The 23,467-nt window shown below is 67.9% G+C and carries 24 protein-coding genes; 12 read left to right on the forward strand and 12 right to left on the reverse strand.

What is annotated here, in order from left to right; all coding sequences use genetic code 11:
- Positions 1–3: 3 nt before the first annotated feature.
- Positions 4–1,203, reverse strand: a complete 1,200-nt coding sequence (locus HLAC_RS09910) for an NAD-binding protein (RefSeq protein ID WP_015910696.1) — start codon at positions 1,201–1,203, stop codon at positions 4–6.
- A 148-nt stretch (positions 1,204–1,351) separates the two neighbouring features.
- Here HLAC_RS09910 and HLAC_RS09915 point away from each other — a divergent pair, with 148 nt between their 5' ends.
- The 6 genes from HLAC_RS09915 (at position 1,352) to HLAC_RS09940 (ending at position 7,263) form a co-directional block, all read left to right on the forward strand.
- Positions 1,352–2,620: a potassium channel family protein gene (locus tag HLAC_RS09915; RefSeq protein WP_015910697.1), complete on the forward strand. Its 1,269-nt coding sequence runs from the start codon at positions 1,352–1,354 to the stop codon at positions 2,618–2,620.
- A complete protein-coding gene (locus tag HLAC_RS09920) occupies positions 2,617–3,984 on the forward strand; it encodes a cation:proton antiporter regulatory subunit (RefSeq protein ID WP_015910698.1) in 1,368 nt (455 codons plus the stop codon). The genes HLAC_RS09915 and HLAC_RS09920 overlap by 4 nt, the downstream gene beginning before the upstream one ends.
- A 23-nt stretch (positions 3,985–4,007) precedes the next feature.
- A complete protein-coding gene (locus HLAC_RS09925) occupies positions 4,008–4,292 on the forward strand; it encodes a ubiquitin-like small modifier protein 1 (protein WP_015910699.1) in 285 nt (94 codons plus the stop codon).
- A 51-nt stretch (positions 4,293–4,343) separates the two neighbouring features.
- A complete protein-coding gene (locus tag HLAC_RS09930) occupies positions 4,344–5,381 on the forward strand; it encodes a deoxyhypusine synthase (RefSeq protein ID WP_015910700.1) in 1,038 nt (345 codons plus the stop codon).
- A gap of 118 nt (positions 5,382–5,499) precedes the next feature.
- Complete coding sequence (locus HLAC_RS09935) at positions 5,500–5,829, forward strand: transcription factor S (RefSeq protein WP_015910701.1); 330 nt, start codon at positions 5,500–5,502, stop codon at positions 5,827–5,829.
- A gap of 228 nt (positions 5,830–6,057) precedes the next feature.
- Positions 6,058–7,263 carry an inorganic phosphate transporter gene (locus HLAC_RS09940; protein ID WP_015910702.1) on the forward strand — a complete coding sequence of 402 codons (1,206 nt, stop codon included), beginning with the start codon at positions 6,058–6,060 and terminating at the stop codon, positions 7,261–7,263.
- Between the two features lie 217 nt (positions 7,264–7,480).
- On the opposite strand, the gene HLAC_RS09945 is transcribed toward HLAC_RS09940, so the two are convergent.
- The 4 genes from HLAC_RS09945 to HLAC_RS09960 form a co-directional block, all read right to left on the reverse strand.
- Entirely contained in the window at positions 7,481–8,131 is a 651-nt protein-coding gene (locus tag HLAC_RS09945; protein ID WP_015910703.1) for a CocE/NonD family hydrolase, read from the reverse strand.
- 22 nt (positions 8,132–8,153) lie between these two features.
- Positions 8,154–8,552, reverse strand: coding sequence for a DUF5778 family protein (locus HLAC_RS09950; protein ID WP_015910704.1), 399 nt, complete (start codon positions 8,550–8,552; stop codon positions 8,154–8,156).
- Between the two features lie 67 nt (positions 8,553–8,619).
- Positions 8,620–9,612: an HhH-GPD family protein gene (locus HLAC_RS09955; protein ID WP_015910705.1), complete on the reverse strand. Its 993-nt coding sequence runs from the start codon at positions 9,610–9,612 to the stop codon at positions 8,620–8,622.
- A gap of 25 nt (positions 9,613–9,637) precedes the next feature.
- Positions 9,638–10,330 carry a DUF7384 family protein gene (locus HLAC_RS09960; protein ID WP_015910706.1) on the reverse strand — a complete coding sequence of 231 codons (693 nt, stop codon included), beginning with the start codon at positions 10,328–10,330 and terminating at the stop codon, positions 9,638–9,640.
- Positions 10,331–10,569: 239 nt separating this feature from the next.
- Between HLAC_RS09960 and HLAC_RS09965 the strand changes: the two genes are divergently transcribed.
- The 3 genes from HLAC_RS09965 to HLAC_RS09975 all read left to right on the forward strand — a co-directional run bounded on the left by HLAC_RS09965 (position 10,570) and on the right by HLAC_RS09975 (position 14,411).
- Positions 10,570–11,661: a DUF7972 family membrane protein gene (locus tag HLAC_RS09965; protein ID WP_015910707.1), complete on the forward strand. Its 1,092-nt coding sequence runs from the start codon at positions 10,570–10,572 to the stop codon at positions 11,659–11,661.
- 92 nt (positions 11,662–11,753) lie between these two features.
- Positions 11,754–12,773: an aldo/keto reductase gene (locus tag HLAC_RS09970; protein WP_015910708.1), complete on the forward strand. Its 1,020-nt coding sequence runs from the start codon at positions 11,754–11,756 to the stop codon at positions 12,771–12,773.
- A 48-nt stretch (positions 12,774–12,821) separates the two neighbouring features.
- The gene (locus HLAC_RS09975; RefSeq protein ID WP_015910709.1) at positions 12,822–14,411 is read left to right on the forward strand and encodes a lipopolysaccharide biosynthesis protein; all 1,590 of its coding nucleotides are present in this window, start codon (positions 12,822–12,824) and stop codon (positions 14,409–14,411) included.
- Between the two features lie 30 nt (positions 14,412–14,441).
- Here HLAC_RS09975 and HLAC_RS09980 read toward each other — a convergent pair whose 3' ends face one another.
- Positions 14,442–15,107: a TetR/AcrR family transcriptional regulator gene (locus HLAC_RS09980; RefSeq protein WP_015910710.1), complete on the reverse strand. Its 666-nt coding sequence runs from the start codon at positions 15,105–15,107 to the stop codon at positions 14,442–14,444.
- A 166-nt stretch (positions 15,108–15,273) separates the two neighbouring features.
- Here HLAC_RS09980 and HLAC_RS09985 point away from each other — a divergent pair, with 166 nt between their 5' ends.
- On the forward strand, positions 15,274–16,158 hold the full coding sequence (locus HLAC_RS09985) for a M14 family metallopeptidase (protein ID WP_015910711.1): 885 nt from the start codon (positions 15,274–15,276) through the stop codon (positions 16,156–16,158).
- A gap of 7 nt (positions 16,159–16,165) precedes the next feature.
- Here the strand turns inward: HLAC_RS09985 and HLAC_RS09990 are convergent, their stop codons facing one another.
- From HLAC_RS09990 to pan2, 3 genes are all read right to left on the reverse strand, one after another.
- Entirely contained in the window at positions 16,166–16,543 is a 378-nt protein-coding gene (locus tag HLAC_RS09990) for a DUF5811 family protein (RefSeq protein WP_015910712.1), read from the reverse strand.
- Between the two features lie 81 nt (positions 16,544–16,624).
- Positions 16,625–17,170: a pyruvoyl-dependent arginine decarboxylase gene (locus tag HLAC_RS09995; protein WP_015910713.1), complete on the reverse strand. Its 546-nt coding sequence runs from the start codon at positions 17,168–17,170 to the stop codon at positions 16,625–16,627.
- 185 nt (positions 17,171–17,355) lie between these two features.
- Positions 17,356–18,579 carry a proteasome-activating nucleotidase Pan2 gene (gene pan2, locus HLAC_RS10000; RefSeq protein WP_015910714.1) on the reverse strand — a complete coding sequence of 408 codons (1,224 nt, stop codon included), beginning with the start codon at positions 18,577–18,579 and terminating at the stop codon, positions 17,356–17,358.
- Positions 18,580–18,855: 276 nt separating this feature from the next.
- Between pan2 and HLAC_RS10005 the strand changes: the two genes are divergently transcribed.
- Positions 18,856–19,416 carry a response regulator gene (locus tag HLAC_RS10005; protein ID WP_015910715.1) on the forward strand — a complete coding sequence of 187 codons (561 nt, stop codon included), beginning with the start codon at positions 18,856–18,858 and terminating at the stop codon, positions 19,414–19,416.
- A 16-nt stretch (positions 19,417–19,432) separates the two neighbouring features.
- On the opposite strand, the gene HLAC_RS10010 is transcribed toward HLAC_RS10005, so the two are convergent.
- Together HLAC_RS10010 and HLAC_RS10015 are read right to left on the reverse strand one after the other, a co-directional pair.
- Complete coding sequence (locus HLAC_RS10010; protein ID WP_049933728.1) at positions 19,433–19,738, reverse strand: amphi-Trp domain-containing protein; 306 nt, start codon at positions 19,736–19,738, stop codon at positions 19,433–19,435.
- A gap of 95 nt (positions 19,739–19,833) precedes the next feature.
- Positions 19,834–20,913: an aminopeptidase gene (locus HLAC_RS10015; protein WP_015910717.1), complete on the reverse strand. Its 1,080-nt coding sequence runs from the start codon at positions 20,911–20,913 to the stop codon at positions 19,834–19,836.
- 131 nt (positions 20,914–21,044) lie between these two features.
- Between HLAC_RS10015 and HLAC_RS10020 the strand changes: the two genes are divergently transcribed.
- The gene (locus HLAC_RS10020) at positions 21,045–22,016 is read left to right on the forward strand and encodes a M48 family metallopeptidase (protein ID WP_015910718.1); all 972 of its coding nucleotides are present in this window, start codon (positions 21,045–21,047) and stop codon (positions 22,014–22,016) included.
- 32 nt (positions 22,017–22,048) lie between these two features.
- Here the strand turns inward: HLAC_RS10020 and HLAC_RS10025 are convergent, their stop codons facing one another.
- Entirely contained in the window at positions 22,049–23,356 is a 1,308-nt protein-coding gene (locus tag HLAC_RS10025) for an acetamidase/formamidase family protein (RefSeq protein ID WP_015910719.1), read from the reverse strand.
- Between the last annotated feature and the right edge of the window lie 111 nt (positions 23,357–23,467).

Genomic DNA, 23,467 nt, shown 5'->3' on the forward strand with positions numbered 1-23,467 from the left:
GCGTCAAGCGGACGAGTCGTCGAGTTCTTCTACGTCGTCAATCGAATCGCCGAGGAGGTCGGTCGTCGCGTCCTCACTGTCCGCGCCGAACGCGCAGTCAATGAGAATGTGGCCGCCCAGCGTCGCGGGCGAGATTACCTGGTCCGCGCCGGCCCGGCGGAGCTTGTTGACGTTCTCTCGCTGGGTTACCGCAGCGACGATCCGCACGTCGGGGTTGAGTTGTCTGGCGGTGAGGATCGCGAGCGCATCCCGCGCATCGTCGTTCGTTGCGACGACGACCGCCCGGGCGCCCTGAATATTCACCCGTTCGAGCGGGTCGACGTCGCTCGGGTCCGCGGTGAATACGGGCACGTCGCGTTCGCTCAGTCGCCTCGCAGCGGTCTCGTCGGTGGTCACGACCGCGTACTTGGTCCCGTCGCGGGCGTCGAGTTCTTCGAGGATCGGTTCGGTCAGGTCCCCGTAGCCGAGCACGAGGACATGGTCGTCGAGGAGGTCGATCTGTTTATCGGTCATTTTTCCAAGCGCCTTGGAGAGCTGCGCCTCGATAGCCGGGGTGAGAATAACCCCGAGCGCCACCGCGAACGCGGCGACGTTCATCACGAGCGAGGAGAGCACGAACAACTGCGCGATGTCGGCGGCCGCGCCGGCCACCGGAGTCACGTCTCCGTAGCCGACCGTGGAGGCGGTGACGACGGTGAAGTAGAACGCGTCGACGATGGTCTCGACCCCGTTGAACTGGTCGCGGAGCGCGTACGTGCCGATCGTCCCGTACGAGATTGCGGTCACGAGCGCCGCGCCCGCAGCGAGTTGGGTCGGCGACGGCGAGAACGGCCTGTCGAATCGACCGCGATTGTACGCGAGTGCGGGCATCGACACGATCGACAACGCCACCAGCGGGAACGACAGCACCGACGCCTGCATCAGCCCCTGAATCGCGGTCAGCGGGAGTAGGACCGCCGTGGAGTACCAACCGACGCGGTAGCCGTTCCGCAGCGCGAAGCTGCTCCCGAGCATCGAGAAACCGGTTATCGTCCCAGTGAACCCGACGGTCTGGCGGACGACCGCGGGCACGTACAGGGACAGCGGACCGTCGACGCCGAGCCCCCCGATCTGGGCGAGACCGGCGAGGATCGACAGTATCGCGACCGCGAACGTCAGGAGGATCGACGCCCGCACGGTCACCCAATCACGGGTCAGCTCCATGGGATTCCGTCGCCGACGGCGGACTTAAACCCCGCGAGCGAGCGACGGAACTGGCGGCGTTTCCGTCGTCGACGGCGTCACCGGCGTCGGTACTCGCGACGCCCTCTCCGTCGACACACGTTTAACTGCGCCGCCGGTTGGAGGGCGTATGTCGCTACCCGTCGAGATCGTCTTCGGGATCTACCTCGGCATCATCACCGGGATCGTTCCCGCGCTGGTGGCCGGGGTACTCGGGTTCGTCTTTAAGTACGTGACCGACGTGACCATCCCCGGGCTCGGGGTGGTCGTCCTCGCGCTCGCGATCGCCGGTATCAACGGGGGGCTGCTCGCCCTCAATGACGAAACGATCCGGTCGTCGGAGCGTGCACCGGCGATCCTCACGGCGATCATCGTTGTGTTGATGATCTCTCTGTACGCCCACGCGCAGGGGGACCGACTCGGCGCCAGCGTCCCGAAGCGGATCTCGCTCAAACAGCTCCGGAACCGAACCCTCTCGACCGACGTGATCGAGCTTGTCGGCGGCCGAGGACGAGTCTCCGTCGAGGTGACTGGCGAGGTGAACGACATGGAGGGATACCCGCCGCTGCCGACCGAGACGCGCCGGTCGATCCTCGATGGCGACTGGACGTTCCCGGCTGACCTCCCGCTCGCGGAGCTCGAAGAGCGGTTCGCGGAGCGGTTACAGACCGAACTCGATCTGGCCGACGTGACGGTCCGGATCGACGAGCAGGCGCGTGCGACGGTGGCCGCCGCGCCGCCGACGGGAGCGCTCTCGAAGCGGGTTCCGGTCGGGAAGCGTGCGGTGTCGGTATCGGCACTCGTGCCGACCGGGATCGCCCGCGGCGACGTCGTCCGCGTGGTGACACCAGACCTCGACATTGAGGGAGCCGTGCTCGCCGCCCGATCGAGCGGAAAGCCGGAAGCGGGGGCCGCCGTGGCGCCTGCTCCCGCGTCTGCTGCCAGCGACGAGCCGGAGCCCGACGACGACCTCCGGACCGACGGCGGAGAGGAGACCGTCGCCTCCCTCCCGGCGGCGACCGCACCCACGACGACCGGCGGAGAGGGGCGGGTGACGGTTGCCGTCGACCGCTCGGAGGCGACGGCGCTCCTGCGCGCCGACCGGGGGCGCGTGCTGGTGCTGTCGCGGGGAACTCGCCGCGAGTACGAGCTCACGGCGCTGTTACGGCGGACCGGCAAGCGGTTCCGGAAGGTCTCGGTCGTCGCCGGTGGGCCGTTGGACGGGCACACTATCGGCGAGGCCGAGATCCGCGAGGCGTACGACGTGGCTGTCCTCGCGGCGCGCCACGAATCGTGGACGATCGCGCCCGGCGGGTCGCAGTCGCTGTCGGCGGGCGACGATCTGTTCGTCGTCGGGAGTCGCGACGCGCTCGACCGCTTCGTGGAGGTGGCCGCGTGATTCACGCCCTCGCCGAAACGGTTGGTGCAGACGCGGCCGTGGGCGTTGTCCGCCCTGTCACCGCCGTCGTCGCCGTCGGCTTTGCGCGGCCGCGGCAGGCGGTGGTCACCCTCGCCACGTTCGCCGTCCTCGCCGTCCTCGTCGCGGGGAGTGCGGCGCTGGCCTACCGCTGGTACTTTCGCGCGGAGATCCCCGAAGGGGTGACCGGTCTGCTGGGCGTCGCCGTCGTCGCGCTGTACCTCAACACGACCTCGTTGGGATCGATTGCGGCCGGCGACAGCCCGACACTTCTGGCGCCCGAGACCGTGTTCTTCAACGTGGTATCGCTGGGCGTCGCAGTGGTGATGGCGCCCGTCGGGAGATACGTTGGCGACCGACTTGCAGTCGATGTGTTCGCACTCTCCGGAGCCAAACAGCTCGAAGGCGAGTTGAGTGGCGTCGTGCGCGCGGTGGGACGGTTCACGGCGGTGACGCTCCCGTCGGTCGGCGAGATCGGCGACATGGACACGTACGACCCCGTCTCGCCGGAGAAGAAGGCGGAACTCGCCGAGACGACCCTCCTCTTCCCGCGGAAGCTCTCGGTGGAGGACCTCCGCGAGCGGCTCGTCGCCCGGCTCAAAGAGGAGTACGGCGTGGGCTACGTCGACATCGACCTCGGCACCGACGGGACGGTCGAGTACTTCGCGGTCGGCTCCCGCGCTGCCGGACTTGGCCCGACGCTCGCCCCGGGATCGGCGGCGATCGCGGTGGCTGCGGATCCGCCGAACAACGCCACCGCCGGCGACACGGTCCAGCTGTGGCGGGACGATCCCGAGCCGAAACACGTCGCAACCGGGGAACTACGCGGGGTCGCCGCCGACGCCGTCACCGTCGCGCTCGACGAGTCGGACGCCGAACGCCTGACCGACGAGGGCGGATACCGGATCGTGACGCTCCCAGCGGAGCCGCAGGCGGACCGCGAGTTCGCCTCCCTGCTGCGGAACGCGGACGAGACGATGGCATCGGTGGCCGTCGGGGCGGGGAGCGACCTCGACGGGAGCACCGTCGGCGACGTCGACACCGTCGTCGCCGCGGTCCGGCCGGCCGAGGGTTCCGTCCAGCCGATCCCGCCGCGCGCGTACACGTTCGGTGCCGGCGACCTCGTGTACCTCGTCGGTCGCCCGGACGCGATCCGCCGGTTCGAGGCGGCTGCCGCGGGAGGAGTCCGGACGGCGTCTGCGGACGGGGGAGATAGCGGGAGCGTCGACAGCGAGATCGGTGATAGCGACACCGACAACACTGACGAGACCGACAACACCGACGAGACCGACAACACCGACAAGACCGAGGCCCCCGAAAATTCGGACCGGGCGCAACGCTCTTGAGTCGCCCGCGCGGGGATCTGCGTATGGAGTGGAAGCTGTTCGCCGACCTCGCAGAGATCGCCGGCGGGCGCGAAATCGACGTGGCGGCAGAGCCGGGCGACACGGTCGGCGACGCGCTCGACGCGCTGTTGGAGGCTCACCCGGACCTTCGCGATCGGGTGCTCGACGACGGCGAGGTCGCGAACCACATTAACGTTCTCCGGAACGGTCAGAACGTCCGCCAGAACGGCGGGATGGACACGACGCTCGAAGCCGGCGACGAGCTGGCGCTGTTCCCGCCCGTGAGCGGGGGCGCCGTCGGGCGGTAGATCGGTCGACAGATCGGTCGTTTCAAACGGTCGCGCGCCGCACCTCTCGCTATGAGCGACAGCGACGACGGGGGCGACCCGCCGCACGAGGAGTTCCACGAGGACCCGGTCGGACACACCCGCGCGACGGCCGGGATGACCGTCGGGGAGCTGGTCGAGGGGTACGGCGACGCGGGGATCGGCGCAGCGTCGGTCAACGAGGCGGGCGACGTGCTCGCAGAGATGTTCGCGAACGACGACTGCACCGTGTTCCTCTCGCTGGCGGGCGCGATGGTGCCCGCGGGGATGCGCCGGATCGTCTCCGATCTCATCCGAGACGGCTACGTCGACGCGCTGGTGACGACGGGCGCGAACCTCACCCACGACGCCATCGAGGCCATCGGCGGGAAACACCACCACGGTCGGACCCACGACCCCGAGAAGAGTCTCCGCGAGCACGACGAGGGGCTCCGCGACGAGGGCGTCGACCGCATCTACAACGTCTACCTCCCGCAGGAGCATTTCGCGGCCTTCGAGGGTCACCTGCGCGAGGAGGTGTTCCCGGCGCTCGAAGCCGATCCGGACGACGACGGAAACGGCGCCGTCGGCATCGCAGATCTCACACGCGAGCTCGGACGCGCCAACGCCGCGGTTAACGAACGCGACGACGTGGCCGAGGACGCCGGCGTCGCCGCCGCGGCCTACGAGTGCGATGTGCCCGTCTACTGTCCCGCCGTGCAGGATTCCGTGCTCGGGTTACAGGCGTGGATGTACGCCCAGACTGCCGACTTCACGCTCGACGCCTTAGACGACATGACGGAACTGACCGACCTCGCGTTCGACGCCGACGACGCCGGCTGCCTGCTTGTCGGCGGCGGCGTCCCGAAGAACTTCACGCTCCAGACGATGCTCGTCACGCCCCGCGCCTACGACTACGCCGTTCAGATCACGATGGACCCGGAGGCGACCGGCGGGCTCTCCGGTGCCACCTTAGAGGAGGCTCGGTCGTGGGGGAAACTGGAGAAGGACGCGCGCAACGCCTCCGTCTACGGCGACGCGACCGTTATGCTGCCGATGCTTATTGCTGCCGCCCGCGAGCGCGTGGAGTAGCACTCCGAAAGCGACGAATCCGTGACGGCGACGTTTACTTATAAATGCGATTCACGTTCATTCCCCTTCGACGCGCAGTCAGGGGAGCTAAACCGCTCGGGGCCGTACCGTGGCGTATATGCAGTTCTGTGACGACTGCGGCTCGATGATGGTCTCTCGCGACGGGGAGATGGTGTGTCAGAACGACGACTGCGGCGCCACCACCGAGCGCGACGAGGCGCTCGCCGCCGAGTTCGAGTCGACGACCGAGCAGACCGGCGACGAGGTGATCGAGACGGAGGAAGGCGCGAACTTCGAGGGGAAGCCGACCGCTAAGGACATCGTCTGTGACAAGTGCGGCCACGGCGAGGCGTGGTACACGATCAAACAGACCGGCGCCGCCGACGAGCCCCCGACGCGCTTTTTCAAGTGCAAGGAGTGCGGCCACCGCTGGCGCGGGTACAACTGACCGGCCCTGTTGGACTCCTGTTTTCAGTGCATTTTTGCCGGAAACAGCCGGCCGCTAAAAATCGCGTACTGACCGCTGGGAGTTCTATCACTTCAAGCCGGTCAGTGATAGACACTGTCCGAAGGGAGATTTTCGTCTCACTTGGACTCATGGGGGGGAATGTTTAACCACTGTCTCTGTCGAACTGATTGACATGGCTCGAACCCCCATCAGTGGAGGACCTTGAGCGTGGCGGGAGCTGTCTTCTGGGCGCTCGTTGCGCTGGCGACACTCACCAGCCTCGCCACGGCGTGGGCGCTCGGTGCCAACAGCAACTCGCCGCCGTTTGCCCCGGCGATCGGTGCCAACGCCATCTCCACGATGCGAGCGGCCTTCCTCATCGGCATCCTCGCTGCGCTCGGCGCGCTCACTCAGGGCGGAGCGATTTCCGAGACGGTTGGGGCGGGACTCATCAACGGCGTCCAAATAACGTCGCTGGCGGCGACGGCGGGACTGCTGACCGCGACCGGATTCATGGCCTTCGGCGTCTACACCGGCTATCCCGTCCCGGCCGCGTTTGCGACGACGGGGGCGATGGTCGGCGTCGGGCTCTCGCTCGGCGGCGACCCCGCCATCGACACCTACCGCCGCATCGCGCTCTTTTGGGCGCTCGTCCCCCCCGTTTCGGGCGGGCTCGCCTATCTCACTGCCACTATCCTCCGACGCGACGACATCCCGGAGACGATCGGCGTCCCGTTGCTTGCGGCAGTCGTCGGCGGTATCATCGCCAACGTCCAACTGGGCGTTATCCCCTCGCCGCCCGAGGCGAGCCAAAGTTCCATCGCAGAGTTCATTGCGCGACAGGTCGAGTTGCCGACGGTCGCCGATGTCGATCCCGTAGTGGTTCTCGTCACGCTCGCGGCCGCCGCGGCGTGGTTTCTGCTGATTCGCCGGCGGACCAATGCCTCGGTCGAGGGGGGCATCCGGACGTTCCTCATCGTCCTCGGGAGCGTCGTCGCCTTCTCCAGCGGCGGCAGTCAGGTCGGGTTGGCGACCGGCCCGCTTGAGAACCTCTACGGGGCCGAACTCGGACTACCCAGTATCGTCCTGCTCGCGCTCGGCGCAACCGGCATTCTCGCGGGTGCGTGGATGGGGGCGCCCAAACTGCTCCAAGCGACTTCCCGTGAGTACGCACAGTTGGGTGTCAGGCGCTCTATCGCCGCGCTGGTTCCCGGGTTCATCATCGCACAACTGGCCATCGCGCTCGGGATTCCGATCTCGTTCAACAACATCATCATCTCCGGCGTCATCGGCGGTGGGCTCGCTGGCGGCTCAGCGGGCGTGTCTCGTCGGAAGATCGGCGTTACCCTCGTATTCTGGCTCATCACGCTCGGTGCCTCTATCGGGATCGGATTCGGACTCTACAAGGTCTTTGCCGCGGTGCTCGGCGGGTGAGGTGATCTGGATCAGCGGACGACAGTCACGGTTGCTGGATGTCAACGAGGATGGCACGTCCCTTTCAGAAACCGTCTCGAAAACGACCGTCTGAGCGATGAGCAACGCGAGTGCATTGAGAACGGTAACGAGGCCGCCGAAGTCTATGGATGGTATGCCGACGAGTGTCTCGGCGAATCTGAGATGGAGGACCTCACCAGAACCGACTGACCGCCGTTTATAAACTGTCCTCTAGTCGCGGCCCGAAAAACGCCCCCACTTCCTCCCCCACATCACCTGCCCGCCCGACGAAGAAGTGGTCGGACTCGAATCCGATCGTCTCGATTCCCAACTCCTTGGCCCGCTCCACCACGGGCTCCCAGTCGGCCGTCGAGTCGCGGGTCGCGTACAGGATCCGCGTTGGCACGCTGAGATCGATAAGATCGTCGAGGACCGCAACTGCGTCCACGTCGGGGTTCAGTCGCGCGGTCGGCGCGAGCGCGCAGACCCCGGCGAGTCCGGGGCGGGACGCCGCCGTGACGAGCGCGACCGTCCCCCCGAACGAGAAGCCGAACAGCCCGACGCGCTCGTACCGCTCGACCGCCCAGCCGACCGTGTTGTCGGCGTCAGTGCTCTCGCCGTATCCTTCGTCCCAGTCACCGTAGTCGAACCGAAGGCAGTCGATCCCCCGATCGGTCAGCGCGTTGCTGACGGCGGTCAGGCGCTCGTCGCCGCGGTGGCCGCGCTGTTGGGGGTGCGGCGGGCAGGCGACGACGACCGCGTCGGCCCGGGACCCGTTCCCGGTGGCGTCGCCACCGCCGTCGCTCGCGGCGGTGTCGAGGGTGGCGCGCACGTCGCGGCCGCCGGGAATGAGAACGGTTTCGCTCACGAGTTACAAGGGGGTCGCCGCGTCAGGGAACCTGCGTCACGCGATCGACGTTGTCGAGTTCGGCGAGGTCGTCCGCGAGCGCCTCCTGATCGACGTTCGCCTCGTAGTAGAAGACGAGGTCGAAGGTGCCGTCGCGGAGGAGCTGCTGGCACTCCCAGACGAACGCCTCGTCGTCGAGGGTCAGTCCTTGGAACTGGTTCGACGAGAAGTTCGTGTCGTCGTTGCCGGCCTCGATGTACGACTCGCCCTTCCCGGCGTGATCGGCGATGACCTCGTTGATCGCGACCGTGAGCTCGTGCATCTCCAAGTCCTCCTGCCCGCCGAGCGTCGTGTGGACGATACAGCCGGCGAGTTCGATGTCGCCCGGCTCCAGTAAGGCCTTCGTCCGCGTGTAGAGGTCGGCGTCGACGGTCTCGCTCATGGCCACTCATTCCCGCTCCCGCGATAAACGGGTAACGGTTCCCAATCGCTTTCTCACGCTCTGGAACTCACCGCCGCAGAGAGACGACGACCTCGCTCGCTCCGTCGTCCGCCGAACGCCCTTCGTCCGCCCCTGCGCGCTCTTCGATCGCCACGAGCCCGTCGTCCGCGAGGTCGTCGACGAGCCCGCGCAGCCACTCTCGGCCGTGCTCGCCGTCGGGCGAATAGTCGACTCGGACGCGGGGGCCGAGATCGTCGAGCGCCAGCTCGTCGTACTCGCCGAGGAGTCGGACGATCCGACCTCGGAACTGCCGACGACTTCCCTCGAAGCTCGGCTGCTCGGGCACGTCGGGCGCGGTGAAGTCGCCGGTTTCGTAGGCGTGACACCATCTCCGCCACGGACAGCCGGCCTCGTCACACCGCGGGGTCGTCCCGCAGGCGACGCCACCGAGCTCCATGATCGCGTTGTTCCAGATACGGGACTCGCCGTCGGGCATCACGTCCGATGCGACCTGCGCGAACGCCGCGTCGTCGTCCGGGACCGCGAACGCGCGGTGGAGCACCCGCTTCACGTTGGTGTCGACGACGGCGTCGCCGTTGTCGAACGCGAACGACGCCACCGCGTTCGCGGTGTACGGGCCGACGCCCATCAGCTCCTGTAGTTCCTCGGGCGTCTCCGGGAACGTCCCGCCGTACTCCCCTTCTACCTGTCCGGCGGCCTCGTGGAGGTACTTCGCGCGGTTGTTGTAGCCGAGCGAGTGGTCGGACCAGAACGCGACCACGCCGCCGCGGTCGGCCTCGGCCAACTCCTCGGTCGTCGGCCACTCCTCGACGAAGTCCTCCCACGCGGGGACGACTCGGTCGAGCTGTGTCTGCTGGCTCATCACCTCGCTGACGAGGATCTCGTAGGGGTCCTCTGTGCGTCGCCACGGGAACTCGCGGTGGTCCGCCTCGTACCAGTCGACGAGTGCATCGCGGACCGCATCGAGATCGGCCGGCAGCTCGGGGGCGTCGCCGTCGACGCCGGCCCCCGCTACGGCGGTCGCGTCCGAGTCGGTCATTACCCTCGGTCCGGTCGGCGGCGGTTTATCGATGCTGGTCCTCGCCGGGGTGCCGGTCCGTGCCGATATCGACCGGTTCCATCGAGCGCGGGTCGCGGTCGGGACCCGGGTACTCCCCCCCGACGGCCTCCGGATACAGCCTCGCTGGCGAGAACACGGTCGCGAACGCGCGCGGCTCCCGAACGCTCACCGGCATCCGATTTCGGAGTCCGGCCGCGGCCTGCGGACCCGTAAGCGACGGATCGAGGCTCACGACCTGCATCGCTCCGCCGCGGTACGCCGACGCCAGCGCCGGGTGGTCGGCCGCGGGTTGCGCCACTGGCTCGCGCCACGCCTCGACTGCTCCGCGCCAGTCGGCCGCCAGCCCGTCGTCCGCGAGCGAGGCGACCACGGCCTCGGCGTCGTCGAGGAGCGGGTCGCTGGCGACCAAAGTCGTCCACGCGTGCGAGCGTAGCGCGTCGAGCGCCTCGCGAGCCGGCCCGCCGACGAGGAGGTCGGCTGCGAGCACATCTGCGTCGGCGACGACACGGGCCGGACTCGGATCTCGGTCGACGGGGGGAAGGTCGTCGGTGTCGGAGACGTCGGAAGCGACCTCGGTAGTGGTGCCGGAGTCGTCCCCAGACGCCGATCGACGCTCGACGAGCGCCGCGTTCACCGCCTCGGCGCTCACGTCGTACTCAGCCGCCCGCTCGAAGAGATCGGCAAACGTCGTGGTCATACAGAGGGTGTCGGCAGCCACGGGTATCGGGTTTGCGGCCGGCGGTCCTCTTGGTGAATACACACTCTGCGTTGCGACGCGGCGGCGGATCCGAGATACGCATCCAACTCGAACGGGCGTCTCTGCCCGTCGAATACGACGCCGCCTCTCGAATCACACCGTGTACTTATCTCACTGGGTACGGTATCATACTACATGAACGTCGGTGGAATCGGCCGAGAAGCGGTTATCGAAGCGTAATGACCGAGAGAACGAGCGGGACGGCGTCCGAAGAGGCGAACGAGGGCGAGAAAGCGGAGGGAGGCGAAGATACCGACGACGGCGACACGGCCGACACGATGCGCGTTCGCGCCGGTGATAGCCGGGTGAAGCTCTGGCTGCTGTTGCGTGCGAACCGGCTCGTCGTCGCGGGAGTCTTAACACTCGTCGTCTTCGTCGCGTTCGTCACCGTGGCGGCCGCGTTCTCCCCGTCTCTCGCTGAGAAGATCGGGTCGGGCGATCCGATCGATACGCTGTTCTCGACGATGATCGCGGCGATCGTCACCGGAACGACGCTCGTCGTCACAATCGGTCAGGTCGTGCTCACGCAGGAGAACGGCCCGCTCGGAGACCAGCAGGAGCGCATGAACGACACGCTCACCGTTCGAGACTCTATCGCGGAACTGACCGGCTCCCCGGTGCCCACGGACCCCGCCGCGTTCCTCGATGCGATCCTCGTCGCCGCGTCGGAGCGCAGCCGGGCCCTCCGCGAGTCGGTTCGGGAGCGCGACGGCGACCGGTCGGACCGGATCGCCATCCGAGAGGACGTCGACGACCTCGCCGCGAATATCATCGAAAACGCCGACGGCGTGCGCGACAGTCTGGACGGTGCGGAGTTCGGCTCCTTCGACGTGGTGTTCGCGGCCATCGACTTCGACTACAGCCCGAAGATCGGCCAGATCGAGCGCGTCGACGACGACCACGACGACGCGTTCACCGACGACGAGCGCGCTCTGCTCAAGGAGCTGAAGGAGTCGCTGTCGCTGTTCGGTCCCGCCCGCGAACACATCAAGACGCTGTACTTCCAGTGGACGCTGATCGACCTCTCGCGGCAGATCCTCTACGCCGCGGTGCCCGCGTTGGTCGTCGCGGGGCTCATGCTCGCGGTCGTCGACGCCGGGACGTTCCCCGGGAGCACCCGCGGGGTCGACCACGTGACGCTCGTCGTCGGGGCTGCGTTCGCGGTCACGCTCCTCCCTTTCTTGCTTTTCGTCTCCTACGTGCTCCGCGTACTCACCCTCGCGAAGCGCACGCTCGCCATCGGGCCGTTGGTGCTGCGGGACTCGAAATGAATCAGCGCTCCTGTCGACGGCTCCGTCGCCCTCCTCTCGCGGTTCCGCCTCCGGAACGCCCTTGCGTTCACCCCGATCAGTAGGACGTGAACATGAACCACCGAACGCTCGGGAACGTCGGCGAGGTCAGCGAGGTCGGCTACGGCGCGTGGCAGATCGGGAGCGACTGGGGCGACGTGACCGAGTCCGAGGCGGTCGCAGCGGTCGAGGCCGCCCGCGACGCCGGAATCGATTTCTTCGACACCGCAGATGTGTACGGCGACGGGCGCTCGGAGCGCATCCTCGGCGACGTGCTCGAAGACGACATCGACGCCGAGGAGGTGACGGTCGCCACGAAGGCCGGTCGCCGGCTCAACCCCCACGTCCCCGACGAGTATAACGAGACGAACCTCCGGCGGTTCGTGAACCGATCGCGCGAGAACCTCGGGATGGAGACGCTGGATCTGGTCCAGCTTCACTGCCCGCCGACGGATGTGTACTACCAGCCGGAGACGTTCGACGCGCTCGCGGCCCTCGCCGACGAGGGAAAGATCGCGAACTACGGCGTCAGCGTTGAACGCGTCGAGGAGGGACTGAAAGCGATCGAGTACCCTGGCGTCGAGACGGTCCAGATCATCTTCAACCCCTTCCGCCAGCGTCCCGCGAAGCTGTTCCTCGACGAGGCCGCCGCCCGCGACGTGGGCGTGATCTGTCGGGTGCCGCTCGCCTCCGGCCTCCTGACCGGCGCGCTCTCGCGGGACACCGACTTCGCCGAGGACGACCACCGCAACTACAACCGCGAGGGCGACGCGTTCGACGTGGGCGAGACGTTCGCCGGCGTCCCCTACGAGGTCGGCCTCGACGCCGCCGACGCGCTCGCCGAGCGGGTCGACGCCGTCGCCGACGACCCGACCGACGCGACCGGCAACGACCTCTCGCTCCCGCAGCTCTCGCTGCGCTGGCTCCTCGACCACGACGCCGTCTCGGCGGTCATTCCGGGGTCGACAACGCCGGAGCACATTCGGTCGAACGCGGCCGCGAGCGACCTCGTGCCGCTCGGCGAGGCCGACCGCGAGGCCGTCGCTGACGTGTACGACGAGTTCGTCCGCGAGCACGTCCACCAGCGCTGGTAGCGGCTCAGACCGGCGGCGGAACGAGTCGCTTTTCTCCCGACCCGAGTCATGTCGAGTCGATACGTGAACGACGGACTCGGTGCCGGTGGCGACGGCGAGCGCGAGGCGGCGAGCGACGACGACAGCGTCCCCGACGCCGAGCGCGAGGCGCTCCTGACGATCGCGGGCGGAGCCGTGATCACCGCCGGCGGTGTCTCCGGCCAGCGCGCGCTCACGGCCGTGACGGAGTTCGCGCTCGCTCGCGGACTCGGCCCGGCCGCCTACGGCGTGTACGCACTGGCGTGGCGGATCGCCCAGTTGCTCTCGCGGCTCGTCACGTTCGGGAGCGTGCCGGCGCTCCAGCGCTACCTCCCCGAGTACGCGGACGACCCCGACCGACAGGGGGTCGTCGCCGGGCTCGCGTACGCCACGACGCTCGGATTCGGTGCCGCCATCGCCGCCGGAATCTGGGTGGCAGCACCGCGGATCAACGCGCTCACCGTCGAGGCCCCCGCGTTCCCGCCGACGATGCGCGCGTTCGGCTTCCTCGTCGGATCGCTCGGCGTCGTGATGGTCGCGTCGGCGATCTTCCGCGCGGTCGGGTCCGCGCGCGGCGAGATCGCCTTCAACAAACTCCTCCGCCCGGGCGTCCGGCTCGTGGGCGCGCTTACGGCGCTGGCGCTCGGCTACTCGGTCGTCGGCGTCGCCGGCGGCATCGTCGTCGCGACCGCGCTGCTCGCGGCCGTCGCCGCGCCCCTCTCCGCGCGGGTGACCGGGATCGTCCCGTCGCTGCGGGGAGTCCGTGGGGAGGCGGGGCGGTTCTACAACCACGCGGCGCCGGTCGCGATGAGCAGCCTCGGGAAGGTGTTCCAGAACCGCGTTGACGTGTTGCTCGTCGGAGCGCTGTTGACGGCGACCGCCGCGGGCGTGTACAACGTCGTCCTCGTGTTGATCGCGATCGCGTGGATCCCCCTCATCGCGTTCAACCAACTGCTGCCGCCGGTCGCCTCGGATCTGTACGCCGACGATCGGATCGAAACGCTCAACGCGGTGTACACGTCGGTGACCCGTCAGATCGTCACGAGCGTGATCCCGATCCTCGCCGTGCTCGTGGTGTACGGCCGGGAGCTACTCGGGCTGTTCGGCGAGCCGTACGTCGCAGGGTACGCCCCCCTCGTCGTCTACCTCGGCGGGGTGTTCGTCGGCAGCGCGGTGGGCGCGACCGGCTGGCTCCTGATGATGACCGACCACCAGTACGCCCGGATGGCGCTCGACTGGCTGCTCGCCGTCCTCAACGTCGCCTTAACGTACGCATTCGTGGTCCGGTATGGGCTCGTCGGCGCCGCGCTCGGCACCTCGCTCGCGATCGCGGTGCAAAACGCGATTCAGGTCATCCTGTTGCGCCGCTTCGAGGGGCTGTGGCCGTTCGACCGCACCTACCTCACCCCGCTGGTGGCCGGCGGCGTGACGTTCCTCGCGATGCGAGCAATTCGGGAGGTTGCCCCCGGGCGAGCCGCGGTCGTCGTCGGGGCCGCGGGCGGGCTCGTGGTCTACGCGGGCACGCTACACGTCCTCGGCGTTGATCCCCGAGACCGGCTCGTCGCACGAGAGCTTGCGGGGCGGTACCGTGGGGCCCTCGCCGAGTGGCTCGGTCGGTAAGCTGCGCGCCAATCGGTGGTCGGCGACCGGCTACGCCTCGGAGTCGGCGAGAAGCCGATCGAGATAGCCGTCGAGCGCAGCCCGCGTCTCCGCGACCGGGAACCGCTCGTACGTTGAGAGCCGGAGGGTCCGAACGCCGGTCAGAAGCGAGACGAGGACCTCTGCTTCGGTGTCGGGATTCACGTCGGTGGCGAACGCGCCCGACTCGATACCGCGCCGGAGCACGTCGGCGATGTCAGACTTGAGGGCGTCGTCGACCACCGCGTACTGCTGCCGGAACCGCTCGTTGTGGGGCGTCTCGCTGCGAAGTTCCAACAGCGCCACCTGCACGCGGTACTCGCCCTCGTCGAGCGACTCGGGGACGAGCTGGTCGACGAGCGCACGGAGCTGCGCCTCCGGGTCGTCGATCTCGACTTCGATCTCACGTCGGAATCGATCGGTAGCGAACCCGAGGAAAGACGCGATCAGGTCGTCTTTTCCGTCGTAGTGGTAGTAGAGTAGGGACTTGCTTTTGGGGAACTCGTCGGCGATCCCCTGTATCGTGAGGTCGCTGTACCCCTGCTCGATCAGCGCTCGGTAGGTTGCGCGCATGATCTCCGCTTTGAGGGGGTCGTCCGTCTCGGTGTCAGCGTCTCCGGTGGCTCCGCTTCCGGCGACGACGACCCCGCCGTTCCCGGCGTCATCGGCGTCGACCACGTTACAGACTCACCTTGCAACACGCGTTGAGGGGGTGCATTTATCCGGTCTGGTCGCTCCCCCGTCGTTAAGACTGCGGATCGCGTCCCGGCGTCTCACCGAACTGCGTTCCGGTGTCTCCCTCCCGGAACGGCGACACTTTATGCGGACCGCATAAAGTGAGCGTATGGAAACGATCGACCGCGGGTCAGCGAGCTCGGCCCGCGTCGCGATCGTCGGCGGGATCCACGGCGACGAACCCGCCGGCGAGCGAATTGTCAGGCGACTCGCCGACGAACTCGACGAGGAGGGGAAAGGGTCAGGCGACGAGGAGGGCGGCGACGGCATCATTCGACTGATCGTCGCTAACGAGCCGGCGCTAGCAGCGGGGACGCGGTACACCGACACGGATCTGAACCGCGCGTTCCCGGGAGATACCGACAGCGACGAGTACGAGCGCGCGCTCGCGCCGCGGCTCGCAGCCGAACTGGAGGGGATGGACGCGGTACTCGCGCTCCACACCTCTCACAGCGCGCCGCCGCCCTTTGCGATCTACAGCGATCTCACACCGTCGACGCGCCGGAGCGTGACGGCGATGCCCGTCGACTACGTCGTCGATGCAAGCGGGCTCCGCGGGACGACGCTGGACTCCACCATCCCGCACACCGTCTCGATCGAGGTCGGTCGACAGGGCAGCGAGGAGGCGGTCGCGTTCGGCTACGAGGCGTGTCTGGCGTTCCTCCGGGCGCACGGCGCGATCGACGACGAACCGCCGACGTTCACCGAGAAGACGGTCGTCGCGGGCGACGAGGAGGTGCCGAAGGGAGGCGGCGAGCCCACGGTCCACTTCGCCAACTTCGAGGAGATTCCCGCAGGCTCGGTGTTCGCCGAGGACGACGTGTACATCCACCGCGTCGAGGAGGAGGGTGTGGTCCCGATTCTCGCGAGCGAAGAGGGGTACGAGGAAATATTCGGGATCTACGGCCGGGTGACAGGGACGCTGGAGCCGCCGGAGTCAGTGAGAGCGGCAGACGATTCGGAAGGAGAGGTCAGCGAAACGAAGACGGAGTAGCCCGAGTTCACTTCGCGGTCGGCGTCACGTCGCCGACAGCGTCCATCACCTGCATCGCAGCGCTCGCGGCCAGTCCGCGGGCGACCTCGTCGGTGTCGGCGTCGGCGATGCCGGCCTCCAGCTCGTCGGGGTCCGGCGTGAACCCGGCCGAGACGGGGTGACCGGCCGGTGGGTTGACGGCGACGGTCGCCTGCGGCCCGTTCGTGCCGACCGACAGCTCGGAGCCGACCGCGTAGCTGTTCGGGAGATACGATTCGGTTCGCGAGACGATTCCGGCGACCGCGCGCCGGAGGCGTCGTTCTTGATCCGGAGAGAGGTCGACGGCCGCGGGCTCGCCCGCGTTCGTCACACCCGGTGCCCCGGCATACGGGTTATTGCCGTTCATCGAAGACACGTTTGATACACGGAGCCCACTCAAAAAGGCGTCGGCGGGGGCGATCCGGGAGGGATCGATCGGAGTCTCCCCCTACAGGATCGGCTCGGACTCGCCGTACGCGGCGATGACGACTGCCGTCGTGAACCGGTCGGGGGTCGCGGCCGCCGTCTCGACGTGGACCTCACGATCCGGCAGCTCCCAGTCGCGGAGGTCGCTTCCCGCGTCGAGTCCCGCCTCGATCCGCTCGCGTACGTCGTCGGGGTCCTCGCCGGTGACCTCGTAGAAGAGGCCGGGACCCGGGCCGGTGGCCCAGCCGAGTCCGGCGGCCACGTCCGGGCGGCGGCGCGGCGCCCGCTTCGACTCGGCGTCCTCCGCGCCGGCGCGGCCGCCCTCCCGGAAGTCGACCGCGTCGTCGGGGCCGACCGTTCGGCGCGCCTCGACGACCGTGAGTTGGTTGCCGGCGGGACCGAGATCCGGCGCCGCTTCGACTGCCTCGACCGTCGCCTCCGCGGGGACGACTGAGGAGACCGCGACGAGGTTGTAGTTGTGGAGGTTCGCGTCCGCGAGCGCGGCGTCGTAGGAGGCCATCGCCGTGTCGGCGACGCCGACGCCGCCGGCGACGTGGATGGTGTTCATCGGCTGAGAGTCGACGGCGCGGGAGGTAAGGGGTTACGAACTGGGGCGCTGCCGACGACGGCACAAAAGCTGAATATAAAAGGGAGTGGTGGCGCGCGCCTCGCGGCTGGTGCTTTGGAAGCGTACCCCGTTGATCTACCGTCAGAAACCCTGCAGAACTCAAAACCGCCCGCCGATCGGAACGTCTAGTACTGGTAGTTGATGACCTGCTCTTCGGTCTTCTCGGCGTCCTGCAACTTCTCGCGCGCCTGCTCGAAGTCCGCTTGCGTGACCTCGGTGCGACCGTCGCGGATCGCGAACATCCCGGCCTCGGTCGCCAGCGAGGCGATGTCGGCGCCGCTGTATCCCTCTAGGTCGGCCGCGACCTCGCTCACGTCCGTCCCTTCGGCGACGTTCATGTCCTGCGTGTGGATCTCCAAAATGCGCGCGCGACCCTCGGCGTTCGGCTCCGGCACCTCGATGAGGCGGTCAAAGCGCCCCGGACGCAAGATCGCCTCGTCGAGCATGTCGAAGCGGTTCGTGGCGGCCATGATCCGGACCTCGCCGCGGTCGTCAAAGCCGTCCATCTCGGAGAGCAACTGCATCATCGTGCGCTGAACCTCGGCGTCGCCCGACGTCTTCGAGTCCGTCCGCTTGGCGGCGACGGCGTCAATCTCGTCGATGAAGATGACAGCGGGCTCGCGTTCGCCAGCGAGCTCGAACAGGTCACGGACGAGTCGGGCGCCCTCGCCGATGAACTTCCTGACCAGTTCGGAGCCGGCCATCTTGATGAAGGTGGCGTCGGACTCGTTGGCGACCGCCTTCGCCAGCATCGTCTTCCCAGTCCCCGGCGGGCCGTGCAGGAGGACACCGCTCGGCGGATCGACGCCGACCGCCTCGAACTGCTCGGGGTCTTCGAGCGGGTCCTCGACGGCCTCGCGGACCTCGCGGATCTGGTCGTCGATGCCGCCGATGTCGTCGTAGGTGACGTCCGGGGACTCGGTGACCTCCATCGCCTGCGCCCGGGAGTCGGTCTCGTCGTCGAGCACCTGCTGGACCGCGAAGGAATCGTTGTTCGCGACGCGGTCGCCGGGCCGGAGGTCGGACTCAAGCGTCGTGGACGCCTGCGTCAGCACCTCCTGGTTGTTGCCGTGCTGTTTGATGACTACTCCGTCATCGGTGATCTCCTCGACGGAGGCGATGTACAGCGAGGTGGTCTTCAGCACCTCGTTTTCGCGTTTCAGCCCGTCCACGTCCGACTTGAGTTCGCCGCGCCGGTCCTGCGCGTCATCAAGTCGGTCCTCGAGCTCATCGTTCACCTGCAGTATCCGCCGGTAGTGCTGGCGGATCGCCTCGAGCCGCTCCGTCTCGCTCATCTCCGGATCGAGTTCCAGACGAGGACGGTCGGGCAGTGAGGGGCTATGAGACATTCGTTGGTGCCGATTAGGAAGCGCGCGTAAATGTGCCTTTGGGTCACGGCGGTCTCCCAATTCGATCGTGCGACCGATCCGGCCGTGTGAGGCGGTCCCTCCGAGCGAACGGGAGCCGGATCGATCGTCTCGGGAGGTAGATATCACTCACGATAACTATGGGTCAACGTTTTAACCGATCACGCGTGTAACTCGCGTCATGAGCGCACGAACAGCAATCGGTCACGCCGGTCCGCGACTCCGAGCGGGTGATCGGCAGACCGCAGTCCTCCGATCATGAGTGACGCCGAGGCGCAGCCCACGGTCCTTGCGGTCGACGACGAGCCCGACCTCGCCGAGCTGTACCGGGTGTACCTCGACGCGACCTACGACGTGCGGATCGCCACCGGCGGCGAGGAAGCCCTCTCGATGATGGACGAGTCGGTCGACGTGGTCCTCTTAGATCGACGGATGCCCGAGATGTCGGGCCACGAGGTGCTCGAGGCGATCCGCGGGGAAGGGTACGACGCGCGGATCGCGATGCTGACCGCGGTCGAGCCGGATGTCGATATCGTCGACATGCCGTTCGACGACTACAAGACGAAGCCCGTTTCGAAGGAGGACCTGCTCGCGCTCGTGGAGGTACTGCTCCACCGTGCGGAGTTCGACGAGCACAGCCAGGAGTTCTTCGCGCTGGCGTCGAAGAAGGCTGCGCTGGAGGCCGCCGATACGACGAACACCGACGAGTACGAGGAGCTCATCGACCGGATGGAGGCGGTTCGGGACCGCGTCGACGACACCCTCGACCACCTCTCCGCGCGGGACGCCTTCGCCGAGATTCCCGGCGGAATTCCGTAGCGGCCTTCGAACGCACCTACTCGATCGCTAACTCCCCGTCGCCCTCCCCGCCGTCGCCACCGTCATCGTCACCGTCACCCTCCTCGTCCCACTCCAATTCGAACTCGACGCTGAGCTCGCCCGGTCCGTTGTCCGGCCCCTCGCGCTCGGCTTTCACCTCGAACGTCGGCCGTGCGGGCGGGTCCATCGTCACCGACTGCTCGCCTTTCTGCAGGGTGATCGCGTTGTCGGACTCCAGCGAGTCCGCGACGGTCCGGAGATACGCGGCGATCTCGGCGCGGCTCCGGCGGCTCTCCGACTCGAAGAGGACTTCTTCAGGCATGACCGTGAGTACGCGCGGTGAGAACATAAAATCCCCCACAGAACGAGATTGTCGGCCCGATCAGACGACAAAATCCGCCATCGCCGCCGAAGCAGTTAGAACCCGTCCTCGAAGACGAACGTCCCGTTGCGCTGGACAACCTCGCCGTCGACTTCGATGACGGAGTCCTCGCTCATGTCGACGATCATGTCGACGTGCTCGGCGGACTCGTTGACCTCGTTGCCTTCGCCGACCGTCTCCGGGTACGCGGAACCGACCGCCATGTGGACGGTGTCGCCCATCTTCTCGTCGAACAGCATGTTGTAGGTGAACCGGTCGATCTGGCGGTTCATCCCGATGCCGAGTTCCCCGAGATGCCGAGATCCCTCGTCGGTGTCGAGGATCCCCGTCAGCAGGTCCTCGTTGCGTTCGGCGGAGTGGGAGACGACCTCTCCGTCCTCGAACCGGAGCCGGACCCCCTCGATCTCGCGGCCGTAGCGATAGAGTGGTAGATCGAAGTGAACCTCGCCGTCGACGCCGTCGCGCACGGGCGCGGTGAACACTTCACCGCCGGGAAGGTTGGCCTCGCCGTAGTCGTTAAGCGTGGAGTTACCCGACAGGTCCATCGTCAGGTCGGTCTCCTCACCGGATGTGATCCGGACCTCGTCGGCGGTATCGAGGATCTCGACCATGTTCGACTGGAACTCGCGCTGTTCGTCCCAGTCGAGCGAGACGGCGTCCCACACGAAGTTCTCGTACGCCTCGGTGCTCATTCCGGCGAGCTGGGCGTGGCTCGCGGTCGGGTACTGCGTGAGACACCACGTCTTCGAGAGCCGCGTCCGCTTGACGTCCTCCATCGCCCGGTTGTAGGCCGCGTTGGTCTCCGGGTCGATGTCGGCGTCCTCGGTGGCGTTCGAGCCGCCGCGCGCGATGATGAACACGTCGGCCTCCTCGTAGAGCGCGCGTCGGTGGCTCGGCTCGGTGAAGTCGTCCGATGAGCGCTTGAAGGCGCGCTGGGCGCGCTTCGAGTAGTTGAGGTAGACGGGGTTGGCACCGCGATCCCCGCAGATCTCGTGGAGGGCGACCGCGAGGTCCTCGGCCTCCTTCGGCATCTGGATGACCACGTCGTCGCCCGACTGGATGTCGGTGGAGTGGTCGGCGATGATCTCCGCGTGTTCGCGAACGCGTGCGTCCATGTGCAGGCGTTTCGCGGCCGAGGAATTACGGCTTTTCCTTCCGGCGGCACGCGTGGGGGAGCCGGCTGTTCCGCAGTCGTGGGGGAGCCGACGACACAACGGGTTTGACGCCCCGCCTCGTACAGTCGGACATGTCCCGGCTCGCGTTCCGCGCGGCCGCAGCCGTCGTCGGCGTCGCGCTGCTCGCGGTGTATCTGGCCGCGGCCGCGTTCGTCGCCGACGCGCTGCTGTTTCTCTGGGCCACACGCCCCGACCTCCCCGTTCTCCTCGCGCTGCTCGCCGTCGTCGCGGTCGGCTCGGCGTACCTCAGCTACTGGATCGGGACCGCACAGGTCCTCGCGAGTCTGGAGGGCGACCGACTGCCCCGCGAGCGCGCGCCCGACCTCCACCATCGGATCGACGCACTCGCGGCTCGGATGGCTGTCGACCGCCCGGCGCTGTACGTCACCGACGCCCGGGCGCCGAACGCGTTCGCGGTCGGCGGCGGATCGGGCGGCGGGGCCCTCGTGATGGACCGGTCGCTGTTCCGGATCCTCTCGGCGCGCGAGGTGGAGGCAATCGTCGCGCACGAACTGGCGCACCTCGAAACGAACGACGGGCTCGCGCTCGCGATGGCCGACGGGATCGGGCGTGCAGTCGTCGGGTTCACCACGGTGCTTGCGCTGCCGGCACTCCTTGCACTCTCTGGGCTCGCCGCCGCCTCGGCGTGGATCCGGGGGCGCCCCGGTGACCGGTCAGGTCCCTTCGCGTGGCTCCACCGCGCGCTCACGAACGGACTGTTCGCCGGCTTCGTACTCGCGACTCTCCTCGCCCGGTCGCGGTCGCGCAAGCGGGAGTTTGCGGCCGACGACCGTGCGGCTGAGGTGACCGGAGACCCCATCGCGCTTGCACGGGCGCTCCGGCGGATCGAGCGAGCCGCGGAGCCGTCGTGGCCCTTCACACCGCTGTCCACGTACAAACGGACCGAGAACCCGGCTGAGCGCTGGCTGTCGACGCACCCCTCGATCGAGGAGCGCGTCGAGCGCCTACGGCGGCGGGCGGCGGCACAGGAGTCGACCCGCCGAATCCCTATTGGGCCGTCGAGAGGGGGTCGACGCCGGTGAGTTGGTGATTGAGGGGACTACGTGCAGGAGGCCTACAGCCCGTACTGCTCCCGTGTCGCGTCGCCGAGCCCCCGCTCGTCGAGCAGGTCCAGCGGCGCCAGCATATCGAGCTGGACGACGCCGGGGAGTCGACCGATCTGGACGCCGCCGGTGAAGGTACACCGAGCGCGGATCTCGCCCTCGCTCATGTCGAGGAGTTTCCCGGCGCGGTCGAAGGCGTTCTGCGTGGCGTCGTTGACGGTGGCGCCGGAGCCGACGACCTGAATCGGGGCCATGTCGTCCTCGACGTCGACGCCGTGTTCTGCGCCGAGGTTCTGGCCGGACTCGCGCTCCGCGTCAGTGTAGGGCTTGCTGATGAAGGGCAGATCCTCCTCGTTCGGGAGCAGCACGGGACCATCGATATCGAGGCCCTCGATCACCTCTACGTCCATCGTGACGGTGCCGCTCACGTCGGTCGTGTGGAGGGAGAGCTCGCCGTCGCCCTGGTTCGCGTGGAGGTCGCCGACGTACACCCCGCCGCCGTCGATCTCGACGGGGCAGATCAGCGTGGCACCCGCACGGACCTCGGAGATGTCCATGTGGCCGTCGGTGCGCTTTTCGAGATCTGCCTCGGTCTCGACGCCGTAGTCGTGGTCGGCGCCGATGAGACTCTGGCCGAAGTCGCCCGCGTTGTGCGAATCGGGCATCGTCACCGACGGCGTCGTTCCGATGTTCCCGATGAAGGGTCGGAGGCGACCGAGCGTGCCGGGCATCCCGTCCGGCTCGTACAGCAGGATCGGGTGTTGCCGGGCGTTCTCGGGGATGTCCATCACGCGCTCGGCGTCGAGCGCGAGCTCGTGAGCGCCCTCCTTGTCGAGGGTGACGCCGACCGCGTTCTCGTGGTCGAACGCGACGGTGTACCCGTACTCGAAGCCGAACGAGGAGGCGTTAGCGCCGCACTCGGCACAGCGGATCGCGTCTTCGCCCGTGCCCTCGACGATGGAGTCGGGCCACGTCGTCCCGCACTCGGGACAGCGGTGGTCGACGAAGGGATCGTCGCCGAACGCACCCTCGCGCTCGGCCATCGAGCCCGTGCTGGTGGCCATGCTTGTCACCTCGACGTCGCGGATGTGGATCGCGATCGCGTCGCCGACCTCGGCGCCCTCGACGCGGATCGGGCGGGTCACCTCGTGGCCGCCGCGGAACGACGGCGTGACCATCGGCCCCCAGCACCCCGGCGGCGTGTACGTCTCCACCCTTCCGCCGTCAGCGACTGTGCCGGCCCACTCCTGATCGGGACCGACCAGCCCGAGCGTGTACTGGTCGACGTACAGCTCCTCTTGAACGCCTTGTTGTGACATACCACGTCGTGATTGGTGGGTCGCGGGAATAACGCTACTGCTCGCGGAAGCGTTCGATCGGTGTGGCGAGGTAGCGGGGTGGTGGGGTGTCGGGGTGACGGGGTGGCAGGG

This window comes from Halorubrum lacusprofundi ATCC 49239 (genome assembly GCF_000022205.1).
GTDB classification, from domain to species: Archaea; Halobacteriota; Halobacteria; order Halobacteriales; family Haloferacaceae; genus Halorubrum; species Halorubrum lacusprofundi.